The sequence below is a fragment of the Pseudomonas sp. JL23 genome, assembly GCF_056933585.1.
Map to the genome: position 1 here is coordinate 6023790 of NZ_CM167795.1, position 19445 is coordinate 6043234.

Below are 19445 nucleotides of genomic sequence, written 5' to 3' on the forward strand. Positions count from 1 at the left end.
TGCAGGGAATAGGGTGTCAGGGTTTGGACAACCCCAACATCAACCCACTCAAGCGTTTGACCTTGCGCTGCAGCGCTTCTTCGAACACGCCCTGGCGCGGTTCGATCAGGCTGAACCAGTGCTTGGCCCGGGTGATGCCGGTGTAGATCAGCTCTTTGGTCAGTACCGGGTTCAGCGCCTCGGGCAGGATCAATGCGGTATGGGCGAATTCCGAGCCCTGGGATTTGTGCACGGTCATGGCGTATACCGTTTCCACATCATTGAGCCGACTCGGCAAAACGAAACGCACCCCGCCACTGCCGTCGTTGCGCGGGAAGGCCACGCGCAGTACGTGCTTGCCACTCCTGGCGTAGTCGAGCTCCGGCAGGCTGAGGGTGATGCCGATATCGCCATTCATCAGACCCAGGCCGTAGTCGTTGCGGGTCATCAGCACCGGGCGGCCTTCGTACCAGGGTTGCTCGCTGTTGATCAGCCCGGCCTGATCCAACGCCGCAGTGATCCGCAGATTCAGCCCCTCCACGCCCCAGGCGCCCTTGCGCACGGCACAGAGCAACTGGAAGGCATCGAAAGCTTCCAGCACCTTGCGCCCCCACTGGCTCCAGCACGGATCTTCCAACGGCGCACTGGCTTGCGGACGCTCCTGCGCCAGTACACCCAGGTAATAGCGATAGCCTTGCGGGCCGCCGCTACCATGACCGTCGAGCAGCAGACGCTCCAGCGCCTTGTCCTGCTCGCCCTTGAGCGCCAGGGCAAACAGGTCGTCGTGACTGCGCGCATTCAACAGCGCACGAGCCTGGCTGTGCTGCTGGCTGTTGACCAGACGCGATAACTGGCCGATACCACTGCCCTCACCAAAACGTCGGGAATAACGCAGCATCACCACCTGTTGCGCCAGCGGCTCGCGGGCCTGATCGCCGGTCTGCAAATCGCTTTGACTCAAGTCTTCGCCACCCACCACCTGCAACCAGGCCTGGGTTTGCGGGCTGTAGCGCCCGACTTCGGCGTCGCGGCACAGATCACCCAACACTGCGCCGGCTTCCACCGAGGCCAACTGGTCCTTGTCACCCAGCAGTACCATGCGTGCGTGGGGCGGCAAGGCATCGAGCAGATTGGCCATCATTTCCAGGTCGATCATCGAGGCTTCGTCCACCACCAGTACGTCCAGCGGCAACGGATTGCCCGCGTGATGACGGAAATGCCGGGTGCCCGGACGACTGCCCAACAGACGATGCACGGTGGTCACTTCGCTGGGGATCTTCTGCCGCACCTCTTCGCTGACATCCAGGCTCAACACCTGCTGGCTGATGGACTCGGTCAGACGCGCAGCGGCCTTGCCGGTCGGAGCCGCCAGGCGGATGCGCAATGGTGTGCCGCTCTTCACCGCCGGCGCCTGTAACAGCGCCAACAGGCGCACCACGGTGGTGGTCTTGCCGGTGCCGGGGCCGCCGGTGATGATGCTGAATGCACCGCGGGTGGCGATGGCACAGGCCAGTTTCTGCCAGTCGATTTGCAGGTTGCTGCCGGCCTTGCCGAACAGGCTGTCGAGACGTTGCGCCAGATCCTCGGGAGCGGCTTCCTGTTGCGCCAGGCGCTGACGCAGGGCGGCATCGATGCGCCGCTCGTAGGTCCAGTAACGGCGCAGGTACAGACGCTCGCCGGACAGCACCAGGGGCTTGCTCATGCCTGCATCACTGAAGTCATCGGCCTGGGCTACCAACAGACTAGCGGCCAACGCTCGGCACCAGGCATCGCCATCCAGTGCCACCAACAGTTGCGACGGCAGCAGCATCGGCGTGTTCTGCACATCGCCCTCGGGCGGCAGGGACAGGGCAAAGTCCGGCGCCTTGAGGGTTTCGTGCAGGTCCAGGCAGACATGGCCGTGACCCAACTGGTGACTGGTCAGGGCCGCCGCCAGCAGCACCAAAGGATCGGCCTCGGCATCCAGTCCGCTGAGAAAGCCGACAAAGGCCCGGTCCAAAGCCCGTAGCCAGCCGCGCTCGACCCAGCGTTCCAGCAGCAACAGCAAGTCATCGACCCGGCTCAGGGGAGCCAGGTCACTCAGGCTCTGGTCACCCAAGGGCGTCGGCAGCAGATCGGCGAAGGAGCGGCTCATGCGGGTTCTCCGGCAAGCAGGTCAGGCTGGCCCTGGAACAGCAGGTCCAGGCGTTCGATCAGTTCGCGGGGCGGCCGGGTGAAGAACAGCCCCTGGCCGGGGGAGTCGATGCCGCGCAGGAACACATAGAGCGCGCCGCCCATTTGCCGGTCGTAGTCATAGTCGGCCAGACGCGCCTTGAGCTGGCGATGCAGGGCCAGCAGATAGAGCACGTATTGCAGGTCATAGCGGTTTTCCAGCATGGAATCGAGCATGGCCTGTTCGGTGTAGGCCTGATTATCCAGGCCTAGCCAGTTGGATTTGTAATCAGCCACGTAATAGCGCCCTTCGTGCTCGAAGGTCAGGTCGATAAACCCCTTGAACATGCCATTGATCGATACGGTCTGGGTCGCTGCCCGTGGCGCGTTGTTATGGGTGTAGCGGCGCACCAGGGCATCCATCTGCGCGACGTCGACCTTGTGGCAGGCGAACCAGAACTCCATCTCGATACGGTACTGGTTGGGCTCATCCAGACCTGCGAGGGCCACCGGCGCGACATCAGCGCCCAATGCCAAGGGCATATTGAGCAGGTGTTGCAGCCAGTCACGCAGGGTGGTGATCCAGCGGGTCCAGCCACGCCGGTTGCAGCGACGGGCCACCGCGTCCTCGAGACGCTGCGGGTCGGCAGCAACCTGGGCGAAGCCTTCTTCACCGGCCCATTCCAGCAAGCCATGGAGGAAGGTGCCGGGGTTGGAGCCACGGGGGAAACGGTGAATATCGCCGCCACTGGATGGCACCTCACGGGGAGCCTCTGGATCAAGGCGCTCGTCATCGAACAGCTTTTGCTGCTGTGGTGTATCCGGCGATTCATCGCTGCCGGCGACCAGGGTGTCACCGATGCGCAGGGCACTGTAGGAGGCGATCCACCAGTTTTCCGCGGCGCTGCGCCGGGGCAGGCGCGGCTTGCGCAGGGCTGCCAGATTGACCGGCGGGCTGAAGGTGTCAGTGGTGACTTCAGGCACGTCCCGCACCTGCAAGCCGTCGCAGCCTTCGGCCAGATCCCGCAGCCAGCTCGCCAGGGTACTGGCATCGGCCAATGGCAGGCCACCGCCGAGCAGGTAACCCAATGCCGAGCGGTGCAGCATCGAGCTGCTGGAGGTCCCGCGCTTGAGGTCAGCTACGCCGAGCCAGCAGGCGTGTTCGGAGCGGGTCAGGGCGACGTAGAGCAGGCGCAGATCTTCCGCCAGGCGTTCGTTGTCCGAGCGCTCGATCAGTTCTTCGGTGGGCATGAGGCTGATCTGCGCATGACCCTGTTCATCGTGGAAATGCAAAGGCAGACGGCTGCCGTCCACTGGCTTCGACGAGCAGATAAAAGGCAGGAACACCAAGGGATATTGCAGCCCCTTGGACTTGTGGATGGTCACCACCTTGACCAGTTGCTCGTCGCTTTCCAGGCGCAGGATCTGCTCTTCCCCGGCCAGCCCGGACAAGGCCAGGTGCTCGCCCAGATGACGAATCAACGCCTGTTCGCCATCCAGCTCGGCGGCGGCCTGCTGCAGCAATTCGGACAGATGCAGCAGGTTGGTCAGCACCCGCTCGCCGTCGTTGCGCAAGATCAGCGCCTGGGGTAATTCAAAATCGTGGAGCAGGCGGCGCAGCATCGGCAGCACGCCTTGGCTACGCCAGACATCTCGATATTTGCGGAACTGCATGACCCGCGCTTCCCAGGCCAGTTCGTCCTGATTAAGGCGCTCCAACTCGGCCAAGGGCAGGTTCAGGGTGATGCAGGCCAGCGCCGAACGCAGGGTGCGCTCGACATCCGGCTCGGCACAGGCACGCAGCCAGGCGAGTACATCATGGGCTTCCTGGGCGGCGAACACCGAGTCCTTGTCCGACAGATACACGCTGCGCACACCGCGGGCGGTCAGCTCACCGCGTATGGCCTGAGCCTCCTTGCCGTCGCGCACCAGGATCGCGATATCGGCAGGCAGCAGGCCGCGCAGGGCGCCGTCAGTCTTGGCAAAGCCGGTACGCCCCTGCTGGCCACCATTGAGCAGCCGGACGATCTCGCTGGCACAGCTGGCCGCCAATTGCTGCCGATAACCCACACCGGACACCGGTTGATCGCTTGCCATCTGCCAGAGGGTCAGGGCCGCACCCGGTTCGCCATCAATCTGCAGCACTTCCTTACGGCCTTGGGACAGCGCCGGCAGGAACGGCACCTGATTGTCCTCACCGTCGCGGAACAGAAAGGCGCCGCGGCCGATATCACGCTGCTCGGCGCGCAGGAACAGATGATTGACCGTTGCAACCATCGCATGGCTGGAGCGGAAGTTGGTGTCCAGGTTATGCCAGCGCCCGGCGGTAGCGGTGCGGGCGCGCAGGTAGGTGTAGATATCGGCGCCGCGGAAGGCATAGATCGCCTGCTTGGGGTCGCCAATGAGGAACAGGCCCGTCTCGCGCTGATTTTCTTCCAGGCGATAGATGCGCTCGAAAATCCGGTACTGCACCGGGTCGGTGTCCTGAAACTCGTCAATCAGGGCCACCGGAAACTGCTCGCGAATCAAGCTGGCCAGACGCTCGCCACCATCGGCGCCAAGCGCGGCGTCGAGCCTGAGCAGCATGTCATCGAAACCCATTTCGGCACGACGGCGTTTCTCTTCCTCGAAGCGCAGGCCGACCCAGTACGCGGCATGCTCGAGCACGGCGGCGTCAGGGGTGGGCAGGCGGTCGAGGGCGGCCTTGAGTTCGAGCATCGCGTCCAGAGCAGGATGGTCAGGCGCACTGCCCTTCCAGGCTTCGGCCATGCCCTCGGGGGTCAGGCGGGTGAAGCCGGTGCCGATATCCAGCACCTCTTGAGTGTCGTCGCTGGCCCAGTCAGTAATCTTGTCGAACCACGGCTTGAAGTAGCGCTCCTGCATCTTGCGCCCGTCGACGGCCTTGTTCGCCACACCATCGAGGCAGATGCGGTACAGCTGCGCAGACCACTCGATCCAGGGAGCCTTGAGGGTTTTCAGGGCCTCGCGACGCTCCTGCAAGGCCGCCAGGATCAGCTCGGCAGGCGCTTGCTGCGGCACCTTACGCTCACTGCCGAACAGCCCGCGAACCCGCGAGAGCAAGGCTGCCGGCCCACCCCAGTTAGCGCGCACCCAGTCCAGGGCGTCGGCACTCATCGGGTAGCAAAAACGCCGCCAGTAATCGCGCAGCACTTCACCCAATAACTCGCTGTGGTCGGTTTCCAGGCTCTGGGTAAACAGGCTGCCACTGTCGAAGGCATGCTCACGCAACATGCGCTGGCACCAGCCGTGGATAGTCGAGACGGCCGCTTCGTCCATCCATTGCGCGGCGATATCCAGGCGGCTGGCACAGGACGCCCATTGCTCGGTGGCGTACTGATCACGCAAATCGGCGAGCAGGGCATCGGGGGCGGGAATCTCGTCACGGAAGAACCGCGCCGCTTCGGCCAGACGCGTGCGGATGCGGTCGCGCAGTTCCTTGGTGGCGGCATCGGTGAAGGTCACGACGAGAATCTGCGGCGGCAGCAACTCGCGGCCAAAAGCGGACGTACTATCGCCGTGGCCAAGGATCAAGCGCAGGTAAAGCGCGGAAATGGTAAAGGTCTTGCCCGTACCGGCGCTGGCCTCGATCAACTGGCTGCCGTGCAGGGGAAAGCGCAGGGCCAGGGGCAGGGACGCGTTAGCAAGAGTCATGCGTTGGCCTCCGCGCCGGACAGGGACTGCCAGGGCGCATTGAGAATCGGTCGATACAGGGTTTCGCACCACCCCTGGAATTCTTCGCTGTCGATCAACGCAGCGAAGTCCGGAAACTGCCGGGCCAGGGCAGTGCTTTCGCGGCGCTCGCCATCGCTGTTCACGCCATCACCTTCGTAGGCCTTGCAGGCTGCTGCTTCGGCCTTCGCCGGATCAGTCTGGCCGAGCCAGGCAAAGGCGGTCTTCACCGCCACCGGCAGCGGTTGGCCCATGCCCTTGAGCCAGGCCGTGAGCAGGTGCTCCAGAGTAGTACGGGCGTGATCCAGCGGCAGAGGTTCGAGCAACAGGGTTTCATCGCTGGCCACCAGTGCCGTGCTCAAGGGCAGGCCACAGGCGCAGGCCACCAGATGGGTCACCCAAGGGCGTACCAGGCGGTGCCATTTGCGGGTCTTTTTCGAACCGATGGAGTTAGGGATTATATGGATCAGCAGGTAGTGGTTCTGCGCATTCTGCCGCAGCCCGCCAAGCCAGCCATCCACCGTGACACCCTGATGGCTGAAGGTCATGGGCAGCGCGCTTTCCAACGCCTGCGGCCAAAGTTGCAGCAGCGCCTGATAGCGTTGCAGCAGCTCGGGTAGCGGCTCGATCAACTCCTGTTGCAGGCTAGTGCCGAAACCGGCCATGGGCAGCAGGCCACTGGCTTGCAGGCGGCGGGCCTGAGCTTGCAGGGCATCGTCGCTGCCCGCCGTTTCAACCAGGGCGGCACTGAGCAGGCTTTCGCTCAAACTGTAGCGCTCTAGAGCGTCAAGCACGAAGGGCTCTTCATCGGCCAGCGGGGCTTGCGCGACTTCAAAATAGATCTTCAGGCGCTGACTGAAGAAATGCTTGACCGGATTGCGCAGGAAATCCTGCAACTGCATCAGGCTCAGGGGTTCGTCCTGCTCGTGTTTGGGCAGGCTGAGCAGTGGTGTCGGTTGTTCAAGTGGACCATGCAACACCTGCCATTCGCGGGCGAAGCTGAACAGTGCGGTGTTGCCTTCGTGGAAGTATTTGCCGCTGAAGGGTTGCAACGGATGATGCAGGGTCAGCGCCTCAAGCAGCCGCTGTCCGGCATCATCCGCCTGCTCGGCACCGGCCGGTTTCCAGCCGCTGGCCAGGTGATCGCGCAGTTGACCAATCAGTACCGATGCCGGGCGCTCGCTGTTGTCGCGAATGCTGTGGCCAACCCAACTGATGTACAACTGCTCACGGGCCGACAGCAGTGCTTCGAGCAGCAGATAACGGTCGTCTTCACGGCGCGAACGATCACCGGGGCGGTAGTCGCCCCCCATCAGGTCGAAGTCCAGTGGCGGTTGCGCACGCGGGTAATCACCATCGTTCATGCCCAGCAGGCAGACCAGCTTGAAGGGGATGGCACGCATCGGCATCAGGGTGCAGAAGTTCACCGAGCCGGCGAGAAAGCGCTGGGACAGACGCCCCTGATCAAGCCCGGCCAACCAGGCTTCGCGGACCACCGTGAGCGGTAGCTCGTCAGTCAGGCCGACGGCCTCGCAGGTCTGCATCCAGGTCTCACGCAATTGCTCCAGCTGGCTGAGCAGGTAGTCGTCGTGCTCGCTGTCGGCGCGAAAAAACACCTGAATCAACGCTTGCAGACGCATCCCCCAGGCTTCGGGTGTCGCGGTCTGGGAGAACTCGCGATGAGCGACTTCCAGGGCATCGATCAAGGCCACCAAAGGGCCGATCAGGGCCGCATCAAGGCCACCGATTTCGTCGTAGGGCTCTATACCTTCATAGGCCACACCGGCACCTACCGCGTAACCGAGCAGCATTCGCCGCAAGCCGAAATGCCAGCTGTTCTGTTCAAGTCCTTCGGGCAGGCCGAGCCCTGCACGTTGCCCGGCGCTCAGGCCCCAGCGCACGCCTGCGCCTTCGATCCAGCGGTGCAGCGTTGGCAAGTCACGTTCCTGAATCTTGAAGCGCGCGCGCAGTGCCGGGACATCCAACAGGTCAAGGATCTCGCTGACCGGGAAACGGCTATCGGGGATCTTCAGCAAGTGCTCGACGGCGATCAGTAACGGATCACGCCCCCGCTGGCTCTGGTCCGACAGGGTGAAGGGAATAAAGCGGTTGTCATGACGATCAAGCTGACCGAACACGGCGCGGATATGCGGCGCGTAGCTGTCGATATCCGGGACCATGACGATGATGTCCCGGGGCCGCAGACTCGGGTCCTTGCTGAAGCGGGCGAGCAACTGGTCGTGCAGCACCTCCACTTCACGCTGGGCGCTGTGGGCGACATGGAAACGGATAGAGCGGTCTTCCAGGGGCGCGACAGCGGGCCATAGCGAACGGGTTTCTTCCAGGGGGCGCAGCTCGAGAATATCGTCCTGCAACTGGCTGAGCAGCGTGGTCGGTTCACTCTCGCTGAACAGGTCGATACGCTCGTCCTTGAACCATGAACGGTAGCTGTTTGGCTCGTCGTGGGTGTCCAGCAGATTGATGTAATCACGACCCTGTTTGCCCCAGGCCGCAAGCAGCGGGTGAGCGTGCTGGTGCATGGCTTCGGCATCGAGTATCTGCGGCATGCCGCTCTTGCGGGTCTGGCGCTTGTACTGATGGCGCAGCAGGTCCTTGTCGGCAACGATATCGGCCCAGTGATGGCGACAAGGGTTATGCACACAGAGAAGCACCTGGCTGAACTTTGACAGAGCGGCCAGGGCTTCCAGCGCCTGGGCGGGCAGTGAAGAAATGCCGAAGACAATCACTCGTGCAGGCAGGCCGTTTGGCGCGTCTTTGAGTTGGCTCATGTGCTCGATAAAACGCTGGTGCACCCCGGCGCGGCTCTGGGCCATGCCTTGTTCACCGACATCCAGCAACAAGGCACGCCAGAGCTCGGCCTGCCAGATATTGGCCGGGGCCAGGGGTTTGACCTCACCACGGACGCTGCGCAATTCATGACGGCCGCAGGCCCAGTCTTCCAGCCAGTCGGCGCGATACACCTGATATTGGTCGAACAGATCAGCCAGGCGTTCGGACAGTTGATAGCGCTTGCGCAGATCGGTGTCGGCAGTGAGGAAGCGTTGCAGCGGCTCAAAGTGTGGCTGGTCGATCAAAGCGGGAAGCAGGCGCATCAGGCGCCAGGTCAGCGGTGCTTTATCCAGCAGGGAGATTTCCGGGATTTCCTCGCGGCCCAGCACCTGCCGATACAGCTTCCACATGAAACTGCCGGGGAGCTGAACGTCGATGGCTGCGGCAATTCCGCAACCACCCTGATCGTCCTGCAAGGCATCTTCGGCCAGGGCCAGTTTGAGCCATTGGGCGATGCCGTTGCTTTGTACCAGGGCAATCTCGTTTTCCAGCGGCGCCAGGGAATAACGTCGCATCCAGGACACAACCAGACTGCGCAGCTCATCCGGGCGGTTGCCATGCACCACCATGAAACCGGGGCTCAGAGAGGTTTTGACGGACATGGCTGCTTCCTTGGCTAATGATGCAAATATCTAAGCCCGAACCTTAAGGGCAACAGGGGATGATTGCCACCGACAATCTGTGTAGAAGCTGTCGCAGATCTGACAGCATTTTTCCCGCGCAAAAACAAAACCCCATTTGCTTTCGCAAATGGGGTTTCGGAATTTAATCTTGACGATGACCTACTCTCACATGGGGAAACCCCACACTACCATCGGCGATGCATCGTTTCACTGCTGAGTTCGGGATGGGATCAGGTGGTTCCAACGCTCTATGGTCGTCAAGAAATTCGGGTACTGACTCGTGACCAGATGGCCTCGCTTCAGCAAATCGGGTATGTGATATCGGTGTTTTGTGAGTCGCAAACTTTCGGTTTGTGCGTCTTCATACACCGCAACTCGCTTCTTAAGCAAATTGCTTGGGTGTTATATGGTCAAGCCTCACGGGCAATTAGTATTGGTTAGCTCAACGCCTCACAGCGCTTACACACCCAACCTATCAACGTCGTAGTCTTCGACGGCCCTTCAGGGAACTCAAGGTTCCAGTGAGATCTCATCTTGAGGCAAGTTTCCCGCTTAGATGCTTTCAGCGGTTATCTTTTCCGAACATAGCTACCCGGCAATGCCACTGGCGTGACAACCGGAACACCAGAGGTTCGTCCACTCCGGTCCTCTCGTACTAGGAGCAGCCCCTCTCAAATCTCAAACGTCCACGGCAGATAGGGACCGAACTGTCTCACGACGTTCTAAACCCAGCTCGCGTACCACTTTAAATGGCGAACAGCCATACCCTTGGGACCGGCTTCAGCCCCAGGATGTGATGAGCCGACATCGAGGTGCCAAACACCGCCGTCGATATGAACTCTTGGGCGGTATCAGCCTGTTATCCCCGGAGTACCTTTTATCCGTTGAGCGATGGCCCTTCCATACAGAACCACCGGATCACTAAGACCTACTTTCGTACCTGCTCGACGTGTCTGTCTCGCAGTCAAGCGCGCTTTTGCCTTTATACTCTACGACCGATTTCCGACCGGTCTGAGCGCACCTTCGTACTCCTCCGTTACTCTTTAGGAGGAGACCGCCCCAGTCAAACTACCCACCATACACTGTCCTCGATCCGGATAACGGACCTGAGTTAGAACCTCAAAGTTGCCAGGGTGGTATTTCAAGGTTGGCTCCACGCGAACTGGCGTCCACGCTTCAAAGCCTCCCACCTATCCTACACAAGCAAATTCAAAGTCCAGTGCAAAGCTATAGTAAAGGTTCACGGGGTCTTTCCGTCTAGCCGCGGATACACTGCATCTTCACAGCGATTTCAATTTCACTGAGTCTCGGGTGGAGACAGCGCCGCCATCGTTACGCCATTCGTGCAGGTCGGAACTTACCCGACAAGGAATTTCGCTACCTTAGGACCGTTATAGTTACGGCCGCCGTTTACCGGGGCTTCGATCAAGAGCTTCGCGTTAGCTAACCCCATCAATTAACCTTCCGGCACCGGGCAGGCGTCACACCCTATACGTCCACTTTCGTGTTTGCAGAGTGCTGTGTTTTTAATAAACAGTCGCAGCGGCCTGGTATCTTCGACCGGCATGAGCTTACGGAGCAAGTCCTTCACCCTCACCGGCGCACCTTCTCCCGAAGTTACGGTGCCATTTTGCCTAGTTCCTTCACCCGAGTTCTCTCAAGCGCCTTGGTATTCTCTACCCAACCACCTGTGTCGGTTTGGGGTACGGTTCCTGGTTACCTGAAGCTTAGAAGCTTTTCTTGGAAGCATGGCATCAACCACTTCGTCATCTAAAAGATGACTCGTCATCAGCTCTCGGCCTTAGAATCCCGGATTTACCTAAGATTCCAGCCTACCACCTTAAACTTGGACAACCAACGCCAAGCTGGCCTAGCCTTCTCCGTCCCTCCATCGCAATAACCAGAAGTACAGGAATATTAACCTGTTTTCCATCGACTACGCTTTTCAGCCTCGCCTTAGGGACCGACTAACCCTGCGTCGATTAACGTTGCGCAGGAAACCTTGGTCTTTCGGCGTGGGTGTTTTTCACACCCATTGTCGTTACTCATGTCAGCATTCGCACTTCTGATACCTCCAGCAAGCTTCTCAACTCACCTTCACAGGCTTACAGAACGCTCCTCTACCGCATCATCAAAAGATGATACCCGTAGCTTCGGTGCATGGTTTGAGCCCCGTTACATCTTCCGCGCAGGCCGACTCGACTAGTGAGCTATTACGCTTTCTTTAAAGGGTGGCTGCTTCTAAGCCAACCTCCTAGCTGTCTAAGCCTTCCCACATCGTTTCCCACTTAACCATGACTTTGGGACCTTAGCTGACGGTCTGGGTTGTTTCCCTTTTCACGACGGACGTTAGCACCCGCCGTGTGTCTCCCATGCTCGGCACTTGTAGGTATTCGGAGTTTGCATCGGTTTGGTAAGTCGGGATGACCCCCTAGCCGAAACAGTGCTCTACCCCCTACAGTGATACATGAGGCGCTACCTAAATAGCTTTCGAGGAGAACCAGCTATCTCCGAGCTTGATTAGCCTTTCACTCCGATCCACAGGTCATCCGCTAACTTTTCAACGGTAGTCGGTTCGGTCCTCCAGTTAGTGTTACCCAACCTTCAACCTGCCCATGGATAGATCGCCCGGTTTCGGGTCTATTCCCAGCGACTAAACGCGCTATTAACACTCGCTTTCGCTACGCCTCCCCTATTCGGTTAAGCTCGCCACTGAAAATAAGTCGCTGACCCATTATACAAAAGGTACGCAGTCACCCAACAAAGTGGGCTCCCACTGCTTGTACGCATACGGTTTCAGGATCTATTTCACTCCCCTCTCCGGGGTTCTTTTCGCCTTTCCCTCACGGTACTAGTTCACTATCGGTCAGTCAGTAGTATTTAGCCTTGGAGGATGGTCCCCCCATATTCAGACAAAGTTTCTCGTGCTCCGTCCTACTCGATTTCATGACTAAGAGATTTTCGCGTACAGGGCTATCACCCACTATGGCCGCACTTTCCAGAGCGTTCCGCTAATCTCAAAGCCACTTAAGGGCTGGTCCCCGTTCGCTCGCCACTACTAAGGGAATCTCGGTTGATTTCTTTTCCTCAGGGTACTTAGATGTTTCAGTTCCCCTGGTTCGCTCCATACACCTATGTATTCAGTGTAAGGTAACCATCTTATGATGGCTGGGTTCCCCCATTCAGACATCTCCGGATCAAAGTCTGTTTGCCGACTCCCCGAAGCTTTTCGCAGGCTACCACGTCTTTCATCGCCTCTGACTGCCAAGGCATCCACCGTATGCGCTTCTTCACTTGACCATATAACCCCAAGCAATCTGGTTATACTATGAAGACGACATTCGCCGAAAATTTGCTTCTCTTTCGAGAACTCACAAATTTTACCTTAGCCTGAACAACACCAGTGAAAGTGTTCTCCAGTCTATCTTTCTATCACATACCCAAATTTTTAAAGAACGAACTGGTCAAAGACCAGAAATCAACATTCACCATCGAACCGATGGAATGCTCATTTCTAAGCTTTAGCGAGATGTAGAAGCAGTAAATGGTGGAGCCAAACGGGATCGAACCGTTGACCTCCTGCGTGCAAGGCAGGCGCTCTCCCAGCTGAGCTATGGCCCCGTATTGCTACAGGCTTTTCCACAAAATGGGTGGGTCTGGGCAGATTCGAACTGCAAAATCTGACCTCACCGCTCTTTACCTTGGAGGCGGGGTGCGCTCTTGCCAAGTACCTCACCAGTATTTGGTGGGTCTGGGCAGATTCGAACTGCCGACCTCACCCTTATCAGGGGTGCGCTCTAACCAACTGAGCTACAGACCCGAATTCGGGCGTGCAAAGCATTAAGCTGCTTCTATCGTCTTCTTCAATGAATCAAGCAATTCGTGTGGGAACTTGCGAAGAAGCTGAGTCTTCGATTAAGGAGGTGATCCAGCCGCAGGTTCCCCTACGGCTACCTTGTTACGACTTCACCCCAGTCATGAATCACACCGTGGTAACCGTCCTCCCGAAGGTTAGACTAGCTACTTCTGGTGCAACCCACTCCCATGGTGTGACGGGCGGTGTGTACAAGGCCCGGGAACGTATTCACCGCGACATTCTGATTCGCGATTACTAGCGATTCCGACTTCACGCAGTCGAGTTGCAGACTGCGATCCGGACTACGATCGGTTTTGTGGGATTAGCTCCACCTCGCGGCTTGGCAACCCTCTGTACCGACCATTGTAGCACGTGTGTAGCCCAGGCCGTAAGGGCCATGATGACTTGACGTCATCCCCACCTTCCTCCGGTTTGTCACCGGCAGTCTCCTTAGAGTGCCCACCTTAACGTGCTGGTAACTAAGGACAAGGGTTGCGCTCGTTACGGGACTTAACCCAACATCTCACGACACGAGCTGACGACAGCCATGCAGCACCTGTCTCAATGTTCCCGAAGGCACCAATCCATCTCTGGAAAGTTCATTGGATGTCAAGGCCTGGTAAGGTTCTTCGCGTTGCTTCGAATTAAACCACATGCTCCACCGCTTGTGCGGGCCCCCGTCAATTCATTTGAGTTTTAACCTTGCGGCCGTACTCCCCAGGCGGTCAACTTAATGCGTTAGCTGCGCCACTAAAATCTCAAGGATTCCAACGGCTAGTTGACATCGTTTACGGCGTGGACTACCAGGGTATCTAATCCTGTTTGCTCCCCACGCTTTCGCACCTCAGTGTCAGTATGAGCCCAGGTGGTCGCCTTCGCCACTGGTGTTCCTTCCTATATCTACGCATTTCACCGCTACACAGGAAATTCCACCACCCTCTGCCCTACTCTAGCTTGCCAGTTTTGGATGCAGTTCCCAGGTTGAGCCCGGGGATTTCACATTCAACTTAACAAACCACCTACGCGCGCTTTACGCCCAGTAATTCCGATTAACGCTTGCACCCTCTGTATTACCGCGGCTGCTGGCACAGAGTTAGCCGGTGCTTATTCTGTCGGTAACGTCAAAACACTAACGTATTAGGTTAATGCCCTTCCTCCCAACTTAAAGTGCTTTACAATCCGAAGACCTTCTTCACACACGCGGCATGGCTGGATCAGGCTTTCGCCCATTGTCCAATATTCCCCACTGCTGCCTCCCGTAGGAGTCTGGACCGTGTCTCAGTTCCAGTGTGACTGATCATCCTCTCAGACCAGTTACGGATCGTCGCCTTGGTGAGCCATTACCTCACCAACTAGCTAATCCGACCTAGGCTCATCTATTAGCGCAAGGCCCGAAGGTCCCCTGCTTTCTCCCGTAGGACGTATGCGGTATTAGCGTTCCTTTCGAAACGTTGTCCCCCACTAATAGGCAGATTCCTAGGCATTACTCACCCGTCCGCCGCTGAATCAGGGAGCAAGCTCCCTTCATCCGCTCGACTTGCATGTGTTAGGCCTGCCGCCAGCGTTCAATCTGAGCCATGATCAAACTCTTCAGTTCAATACTGCAATTAGGTTTTGAGAAAACCTTATAAACTTGGCTCAGCAATCGTTGGTTAAACCATGATATCTCGTGGAGTAACTGGCGATGCTGATAATCAGTTGACTTCAGTCTTACAGCGCAAGCACCCACACGAATTGCTTGATTCAGTTGTTAAAGAGCGGTTGGCTGATTCTTTCGTCTCAACCGAGGCGCGCATTCTACAGCGTCCTCTGTATCTGTCAAGCGGTTATTTTAAGAAGTTTTCAAAGTTTCCTTATCAACTTCAACCACTTGCGCTTCGTTTGACTTGGCGTCTCACGTTAGCGGGAGGCGAATTCTACAGCGTTACAACCTGCTGTCAACCACCTTCTTCACCGCTTCCGAATTCACCTTGAAAACCGAAACCCTTCCTCGCTGCTTACTTCGGTTAACTGCTTGATTATCAAGAAGTTTTCCGTTTCGTCTGCGCCGGAAGTGGGGCGAATTATAGATAGATTCTGAGGGGCGTCAATACTTATTTCAGAAAAGTTACGAGCTGCGAGCTTCGAGCCACGAGCTGGGCCGGGAACACCCACTATCTGTTTCTAGCTCGCAGCTCGTAGCTCGTAGCTAGAAGCTCGTAGCTCGTAGCTCGTAGCTTATAGCTTATAGCTTATAGCTTGAGGCTTGCAGCTGCTTCCCTCAGAGACTCGGAAACGCAAACTGCGATGCCTCATGACTCGCCCGCTGCGGCCAGCGCTGGGTAATCGCCTTGCGCCGGGTATAGAAGCGCACGCCATCCGGGCCGTAAGCATGCAGGTCGCCGAACAGCGAACGCTTCCAACCGCCGAAGCTGTGATACGCCACCGGCACCGGCAGAGGTACGTTGACGCCAACCATGCCCACTTCGATCTCATCGCAGAACAGCCGCGCCGCTTCGCCATCACGGGTGAAGATGCAGGTGCCGTTGCCGTACTCGTGATCGTTGATCAGTTGCATGGCCTGTTCGAGACTGTCGACACGGACGATGCACAGCACCGGGCCGAAGATCTCTTCTTTATAGATACGCATCTCGGGCGTAACCCGATCGAACAGGCAGCCCCCCAGGAAGAAGCCTTCTTCGTTACCGGCCACGCTCAGGCCACGACCGTCGACCACCAGGGTCGCTCCCGCCTGCACGCCGTCTTCTATATAGCCACTGACCTTGTCGCGATGCTGACCGGTAACCAATGGCCCCATGTCCAGGCCGCAGGTGGTGCCTGCACCAATCTTCAGCGACTTGATCTGCGGCACCAGCTTGGCCACCAATGCGTCGGCAATCTGATCGCCCACACAGACAGCAACCGAAATCGCCATACAGCGCTCGCCACACGAACCATAGGCCGCGCCCATCAAGGCACTGACCGCGTTATCCAGATCGGCATCCGGCATCAGCACCGCATGGTTCTTCGCCCCGCCCAGTGCCTGGACGCGCTTGCCACGGGCAGCACCTTCTTTATAGATGTACTCGGCAATCGGCGTAGAGCCGACAAAACTCAGTGCCTTGACCTCCGGCGCCTCGATCAGTGCATCCACCGCCGTCTTGTCGCCATGCACCACGTTCAGCACGCCCTTGGGCAGACCGGCTTCGTGCATCAACTGAGCGATCAGCAGCGTCGAACTCGGATCACGCTCAGACGGTTTAAGGATGAAGCAGTTGCCACAGGCAATCGCCAGCGGATACATCCACAGCGGCACCATGGCCGGGAAGTTGAACGGCGTGATACCGGCAACAACGCCCAGAGGCTGGAAATCGGACCAGGCATCGATATTTGGCCCGACATTGCGGCTGTACTCGCCCTTGAGAATTTCCGGCGCCGCACTGGCGTACTCGACGTTCTCGATACCGCGCTTGAGTTCACCGGCAGCGTCTTCGAGGGTCTTGCCGTGCTCTTCGCTGATCAACTGGGCAATGCGCCCTTCGTTCTGCTCCAACAGTTGCTTGAAGCGAAACATGACCTGGGCACGCTTGGCCGCTGGTGTATTGCGCCAGGCCGGGAAGGCGGCCTTGGCCGAATCGATGGCCTGTTGCACGGTTTCCCGGCTGGCCAATGGCACTTTATGGATCGCCTGACCGGTGGACGGATTGAACACGTCGGCGGTACGGTCATTGTCGCTGACCAGTTGGCCGTCGATCAGGTGCTGGATGTTGCTCATGAATAGAACTCCAAAAGGCGCGACATTCATCGCGCCTGGCTTAATCGATAAGGTTGGGATCGGTCAGTCGACCTGATTGATCGCTTCACCCACGGCGTCGAACAGACGGTCCAGATCCTCGGCCTTGCTGTTGAAGGTTGGCCCGAACTGCAGGGTGTCGCCACCGAAGCGCACATAGAAGCCAGCCTTCCACAGCTTCAGGCCGATCTCGTAAGGACGCACGATGGCATCGCCATCACGAGGTGCGAGCTGAATCGCGCCGGCCAGGCCGAAGTTGCGGATATCCACGATGTGTTTGGCACCCTTCACGCCATGCAGCGACTTCTCGAAGTGCGGGGCGATTTCCGCCACTTGCTGCACGAGGTTTTCCCGCTGCAGCAACTCCAGAGCCGCCAGACCGGCCGCACACGCCACCGGGTGAGCGGAATAGGTGTAGCCATGGGGGAATTCGACGGCGTATTCCGGCGTCGGCTGATTCATGAAGGTCTGGTAGATCTCGCTGCTGGCAATCACCGCACCCATGGGGATGGCGCCATTGGTGACTTGCTTGGCGATGCACATCAGGTCCGGGGTCACGCCGAAGCTGTCGGCACCGAACATGGCACCGGTACGCCCGAAGCCGGTAATGACCTCGTCGAAGATCAGCAGGATATTGTGCTGATCACAGATCTCGCGCAGACGCTTCAGATACCCCTGAGGCGGCACCAGCACACCCGCAGAACCGGCCATGGGCTCGACGATCACGGCGGCGATGTTCGACGCATCGTGCAGTTCGATCAGCTTGAGCATTTCATCGGCCAGCGCGATGCCACCCTGTTCCGGCATGCCTTTGGAATAGGCGTTGCTGGCGAGCAGGGTGTGGGGCAGATGGTCGACGTCCATCAACTGGCCGAACATCTTGCGGTTGCCGTTGACCCCACCCAGGCTGGTGCCCGCGATGTTCACACCGTGATAGCCACGGGCGCGGCCGATCATCTTGGTCTTGGTCGCCTGGCCCTTCAGGCGCCAGTAGGCCCGCACCATCTTCACTGCGGTATCGGCGCACTCGGAGCCGGAGTCGGTATAGAAGACGTGATTGAGATTGCCAGGGGTCAGCTCGGTGATTTTTTCCGCCAATTGAAAGGACAGCGGATGGCCGTACTGGAAGGCAGGCGAATAATCAAGAACGCTCAGTTGTTTGGCGACTGCCTGCTGGATTTCCGTGCGGGTATGCCCGGCGCCACATGTCCACAGCCCGGACAGCGAATCGTAGATCTTGCGGCCCTTATCGTCTGTCAGATAGCTGCCGTGGGCGGCAACGATCAGGCGCGGATCACGCTGGAAACTGCGATTGGCGGTGTAAGGCATCCAGTGCGCATCGAGTTTCAGCTGGCTGGCCAAAGACATATCGGACGATTCGGGCATGTTCATCGGAGCGATCCTCGCAGGATGTAAGCGGTTCATTGAATAAAGCCTGATTGCAGCCAAGTTGCCACGGGAATAAAGTCCGTAAAACCCAACTTTTATGATCCTCAGTCAGACAATCACTAAACAATGAATAGCCGTCGTCCCGATCCACTGGCACAAGTCAGCGATTTTGATATCCGCCTGCTGCGCATTTTTCGCAGCGTGGTGGAGGCCGGGGGCTTTTCCGCCGCCGAAAGCGCATTGGGCATCGGCCGCTCGGCCATCAGCCAGCAGATGAGTGATCTTGAGCAGCGCCTGGGCCTGCGTTTGTGCCAACGCGGGCGCGCCGGGTTTTCTCTGACCGAGGAAGGTCGCGAGGTTTACCACTCGGCCTTGCAGTTGCTCAGTGCTTTGGAGAGTTTTCGTACAGAGGTCAACGGCCTGCACCAACACTTGCGTGGCGAGTTGAACATCGGCCTGACCGATAACCTGGTCACCCTGCCCCACATGCGCATCACCCATGCCTTGTCGCAGCTGAAAGAGCGCGGCCCGGATGTGCATATCAATATCCGCATGATCGCGCCCAATGAAGTGGAACAAGGCGTGCTCGACGGCCGCCTGCATGTCGGCGTGGTGCCCCAGGCCAGCGCACTGTCGGGGCTGGAGTATCAGCCGTTGTACAGCGAGCGTTCGCTGCTGTATTGCGCCGTGGGTCATCCGTTGTTCTACGTTGATGACGCGCAACTGGACGACAAGCGCTTGGCCGATCAGGACGCCATTGCCCCGACCTTTCGCCTGCCGGGGGAGATCCAGGCGCATTATCAGGCGCTGCGTTGCACGGCCAGCGCTTCGGACCGTGAAGGCATGGCGTTTCTGATCCTGACCGGACGCTATATTGGTTATCTGCCGGATCACTACGCGACCTTCTGGGTGCAGCAAGGGCGCCTGCGGGCGCTGAAGCCGGCGTCGCGGTTCTATGACCTGAGCCTGGTCTCGGTCACTCGCAAGGGCCGTCGCCCTCATTTGGTGCTGGAAAGCTTTCTGGATGCGTTGGCGGCAACACGCTGACCCACCACAAAAATAAATTTAATAATCTTATCCATATGTTTCTAATGGAAATTTTATTATAGACGGAAAAATAACCTGAGCACATGGA

Annotated in this window: 6 protein-coding genes, 2 tRNA genes and 3 rRNA genes; 1 reads left to right on the forward strand and 10 read right to left on the reverse strand. The window is 58.6% G+C overall.

All coding sequences use genetic code 11. From position 1 onward, the window contains the following. Positions 1-16: 16 nt before the first annotated feature. From recD to aptA, 10 genes are all read right to left on the reverse strand, one after another. Positions 17-2113, reverse strand: coding sequence for an exodeoxyribonuclease V subunit alpha (recD, locus tag AC1Z24_RS27795; RefSeq protein ID WP_483743543.1), 2097 nt, complete (start codon positions 2111-2113; stop codon positions 17-19). Continuing rightward, complete coding sequence (recB, locus tag AC1Z24_RS27800; RefSeq protein WP_483743544.1) at positions 2110-5802, reverse strand: exodeoxyribonuclease V subunit beta; 3693 nt, start codon at positions 5800-5802, stop codon at positions 2110-2112. The genes recD and recB overlap by 4 nt, the downstream gene beginning before the upstream one ends. After that, positions 5799-9272: an exodeoxyribonuclease V subunit gamma gene (gene recC, locus AC1Z24_RS27805; protein ID WP_483743545.1), complete on the reverse strand. Its 3474-nt coding sequence runs from the start codon at positions 9270-9272 to the stop codon at positions 5799-5801. The genes recB and recC overlap by 4 nt, the downstream gene beginning before the upstream one ends. Positions 9273-9439: 167 nt before the next feature. Further along, positions 9440-9555, reverse strand: a 5S ribosomal RNA gene (gene rrf / locus AC1Z24_RS27810). 144 nt (positions 9556-9699) lie between these two features. Continuing rightward, positions 9700-12593, reverse strand: a 23S ribosomal RNA gene (locus tag AC1Z24_RS27815). Positions 12594-12838: 245 nt separating this feature from the next. Beyond that, a tRNA-Ala gene (locus tag AC1Z24_RS27820) sits at positions 12839-12914 on the reverse strand. Between the two features lie 122 nt (positions 12915-13036). Further along, a tRNA-Ile gene (locus AC1Z24_RS27825) sits at positions 13037-13113 on the reverse strand. 96 nt (positions 13114-13209) lie between these two features. Continuing rightward, positions 13210-14746, reverse strand: a 16S ribosomal RNA gene (locus tag AC1Z24_RS27830). Together the 16S, 23S and 5S rRNA genes with 2 tRNA genes alongside form the textbook arrangement of a ribosomal RNA operon. Positions 14747-15409: 663 nt before the next feature. Beyond that, the gene (locus tag AC1Z24_RS27835) at positions 15410-16903 is read right to left on the reverse strand and encodes a CoA-acylating methylmalonate-semialdehyde dehydrogenase (RefSeq protein WP_483743546.1); all 1494 of its coding nucleotides are present in this window, start codon (positions 16901-16903) and stop codon (positions 15410-15412) included. Between the two features lie 63 nt (positions 16904-16966). After that, on the reverse strand, positions 16967-18313 hold the full coding sequence (gene aptA / locus AC1Z24_RS27840) for an omega-aminotransferase AptA (protein WP_483743547.1): 1347 nt from the start codon (positions 18311-18313) through the stop codon (positions 16967-16969). A gap of 123 nt (positions 18314-18436) precedes the next feature. Here aptA and AC1Z24_RS27845 point away from each other — a divergent pair, with 123 nt between their 5' ends. Next, a complete protein-coding gene (locus AC1Z24_RS27845; RefSeq protein ID WP_483743548.1) occupies positions 18437-19357 on the forward strand; it encodes a LysR family transcriptional regulator in 921 nt (306 codons plus the stop codon). The last annotated feature ends 88 nt before the right edge of the window (positions 19358-19445 follow it).

Bases quoted from the DNA above. Each gene is read 5' to 3' on its own strand.
- AC1Z24_RS27835 (WP_483743546.1), bottom strand. From the start codon at position 16,903: ATGAGCAACATCCAGCACCTGATCGACGGCCAACTGGTCAGCGACAAT.
- recB (WP_483743544.1), bottom strand. From the start codon at position 5,802: ATGACTCTTGCTAACGCGTCCCTGCCCCTGGCCCTGCGCTTTCCCCTG.
- recC (WP_483743545.1), bottom strand. From the start codon at position 9,272: ATGTCCGTCAAAACCTCTCTGAGCCCCGGTTTCATGGTGGTGCATGGC.
- recD (WP_483743543.1), bottom strand. From the start codon at position 2,113: ATGAGCCGCTCCTTCGCCGATCTGCTGCCGACGCCCTTGGGTGACCAG.
- aptA (WP_483743547.1), bottom strand. From the start codon at position 18,313: ATGAACATGCCCGAATCGTCCGATATGTCTTTGGCCAGCCAGCTGAAA.
- AC1Z24_RS27845 (WP_483743548.1), top strand. From the start codon at position 18,437: ATGAATAGCCGTCGTCCCGATCCACTGGCACAAGTCAGCGATTTTGAT.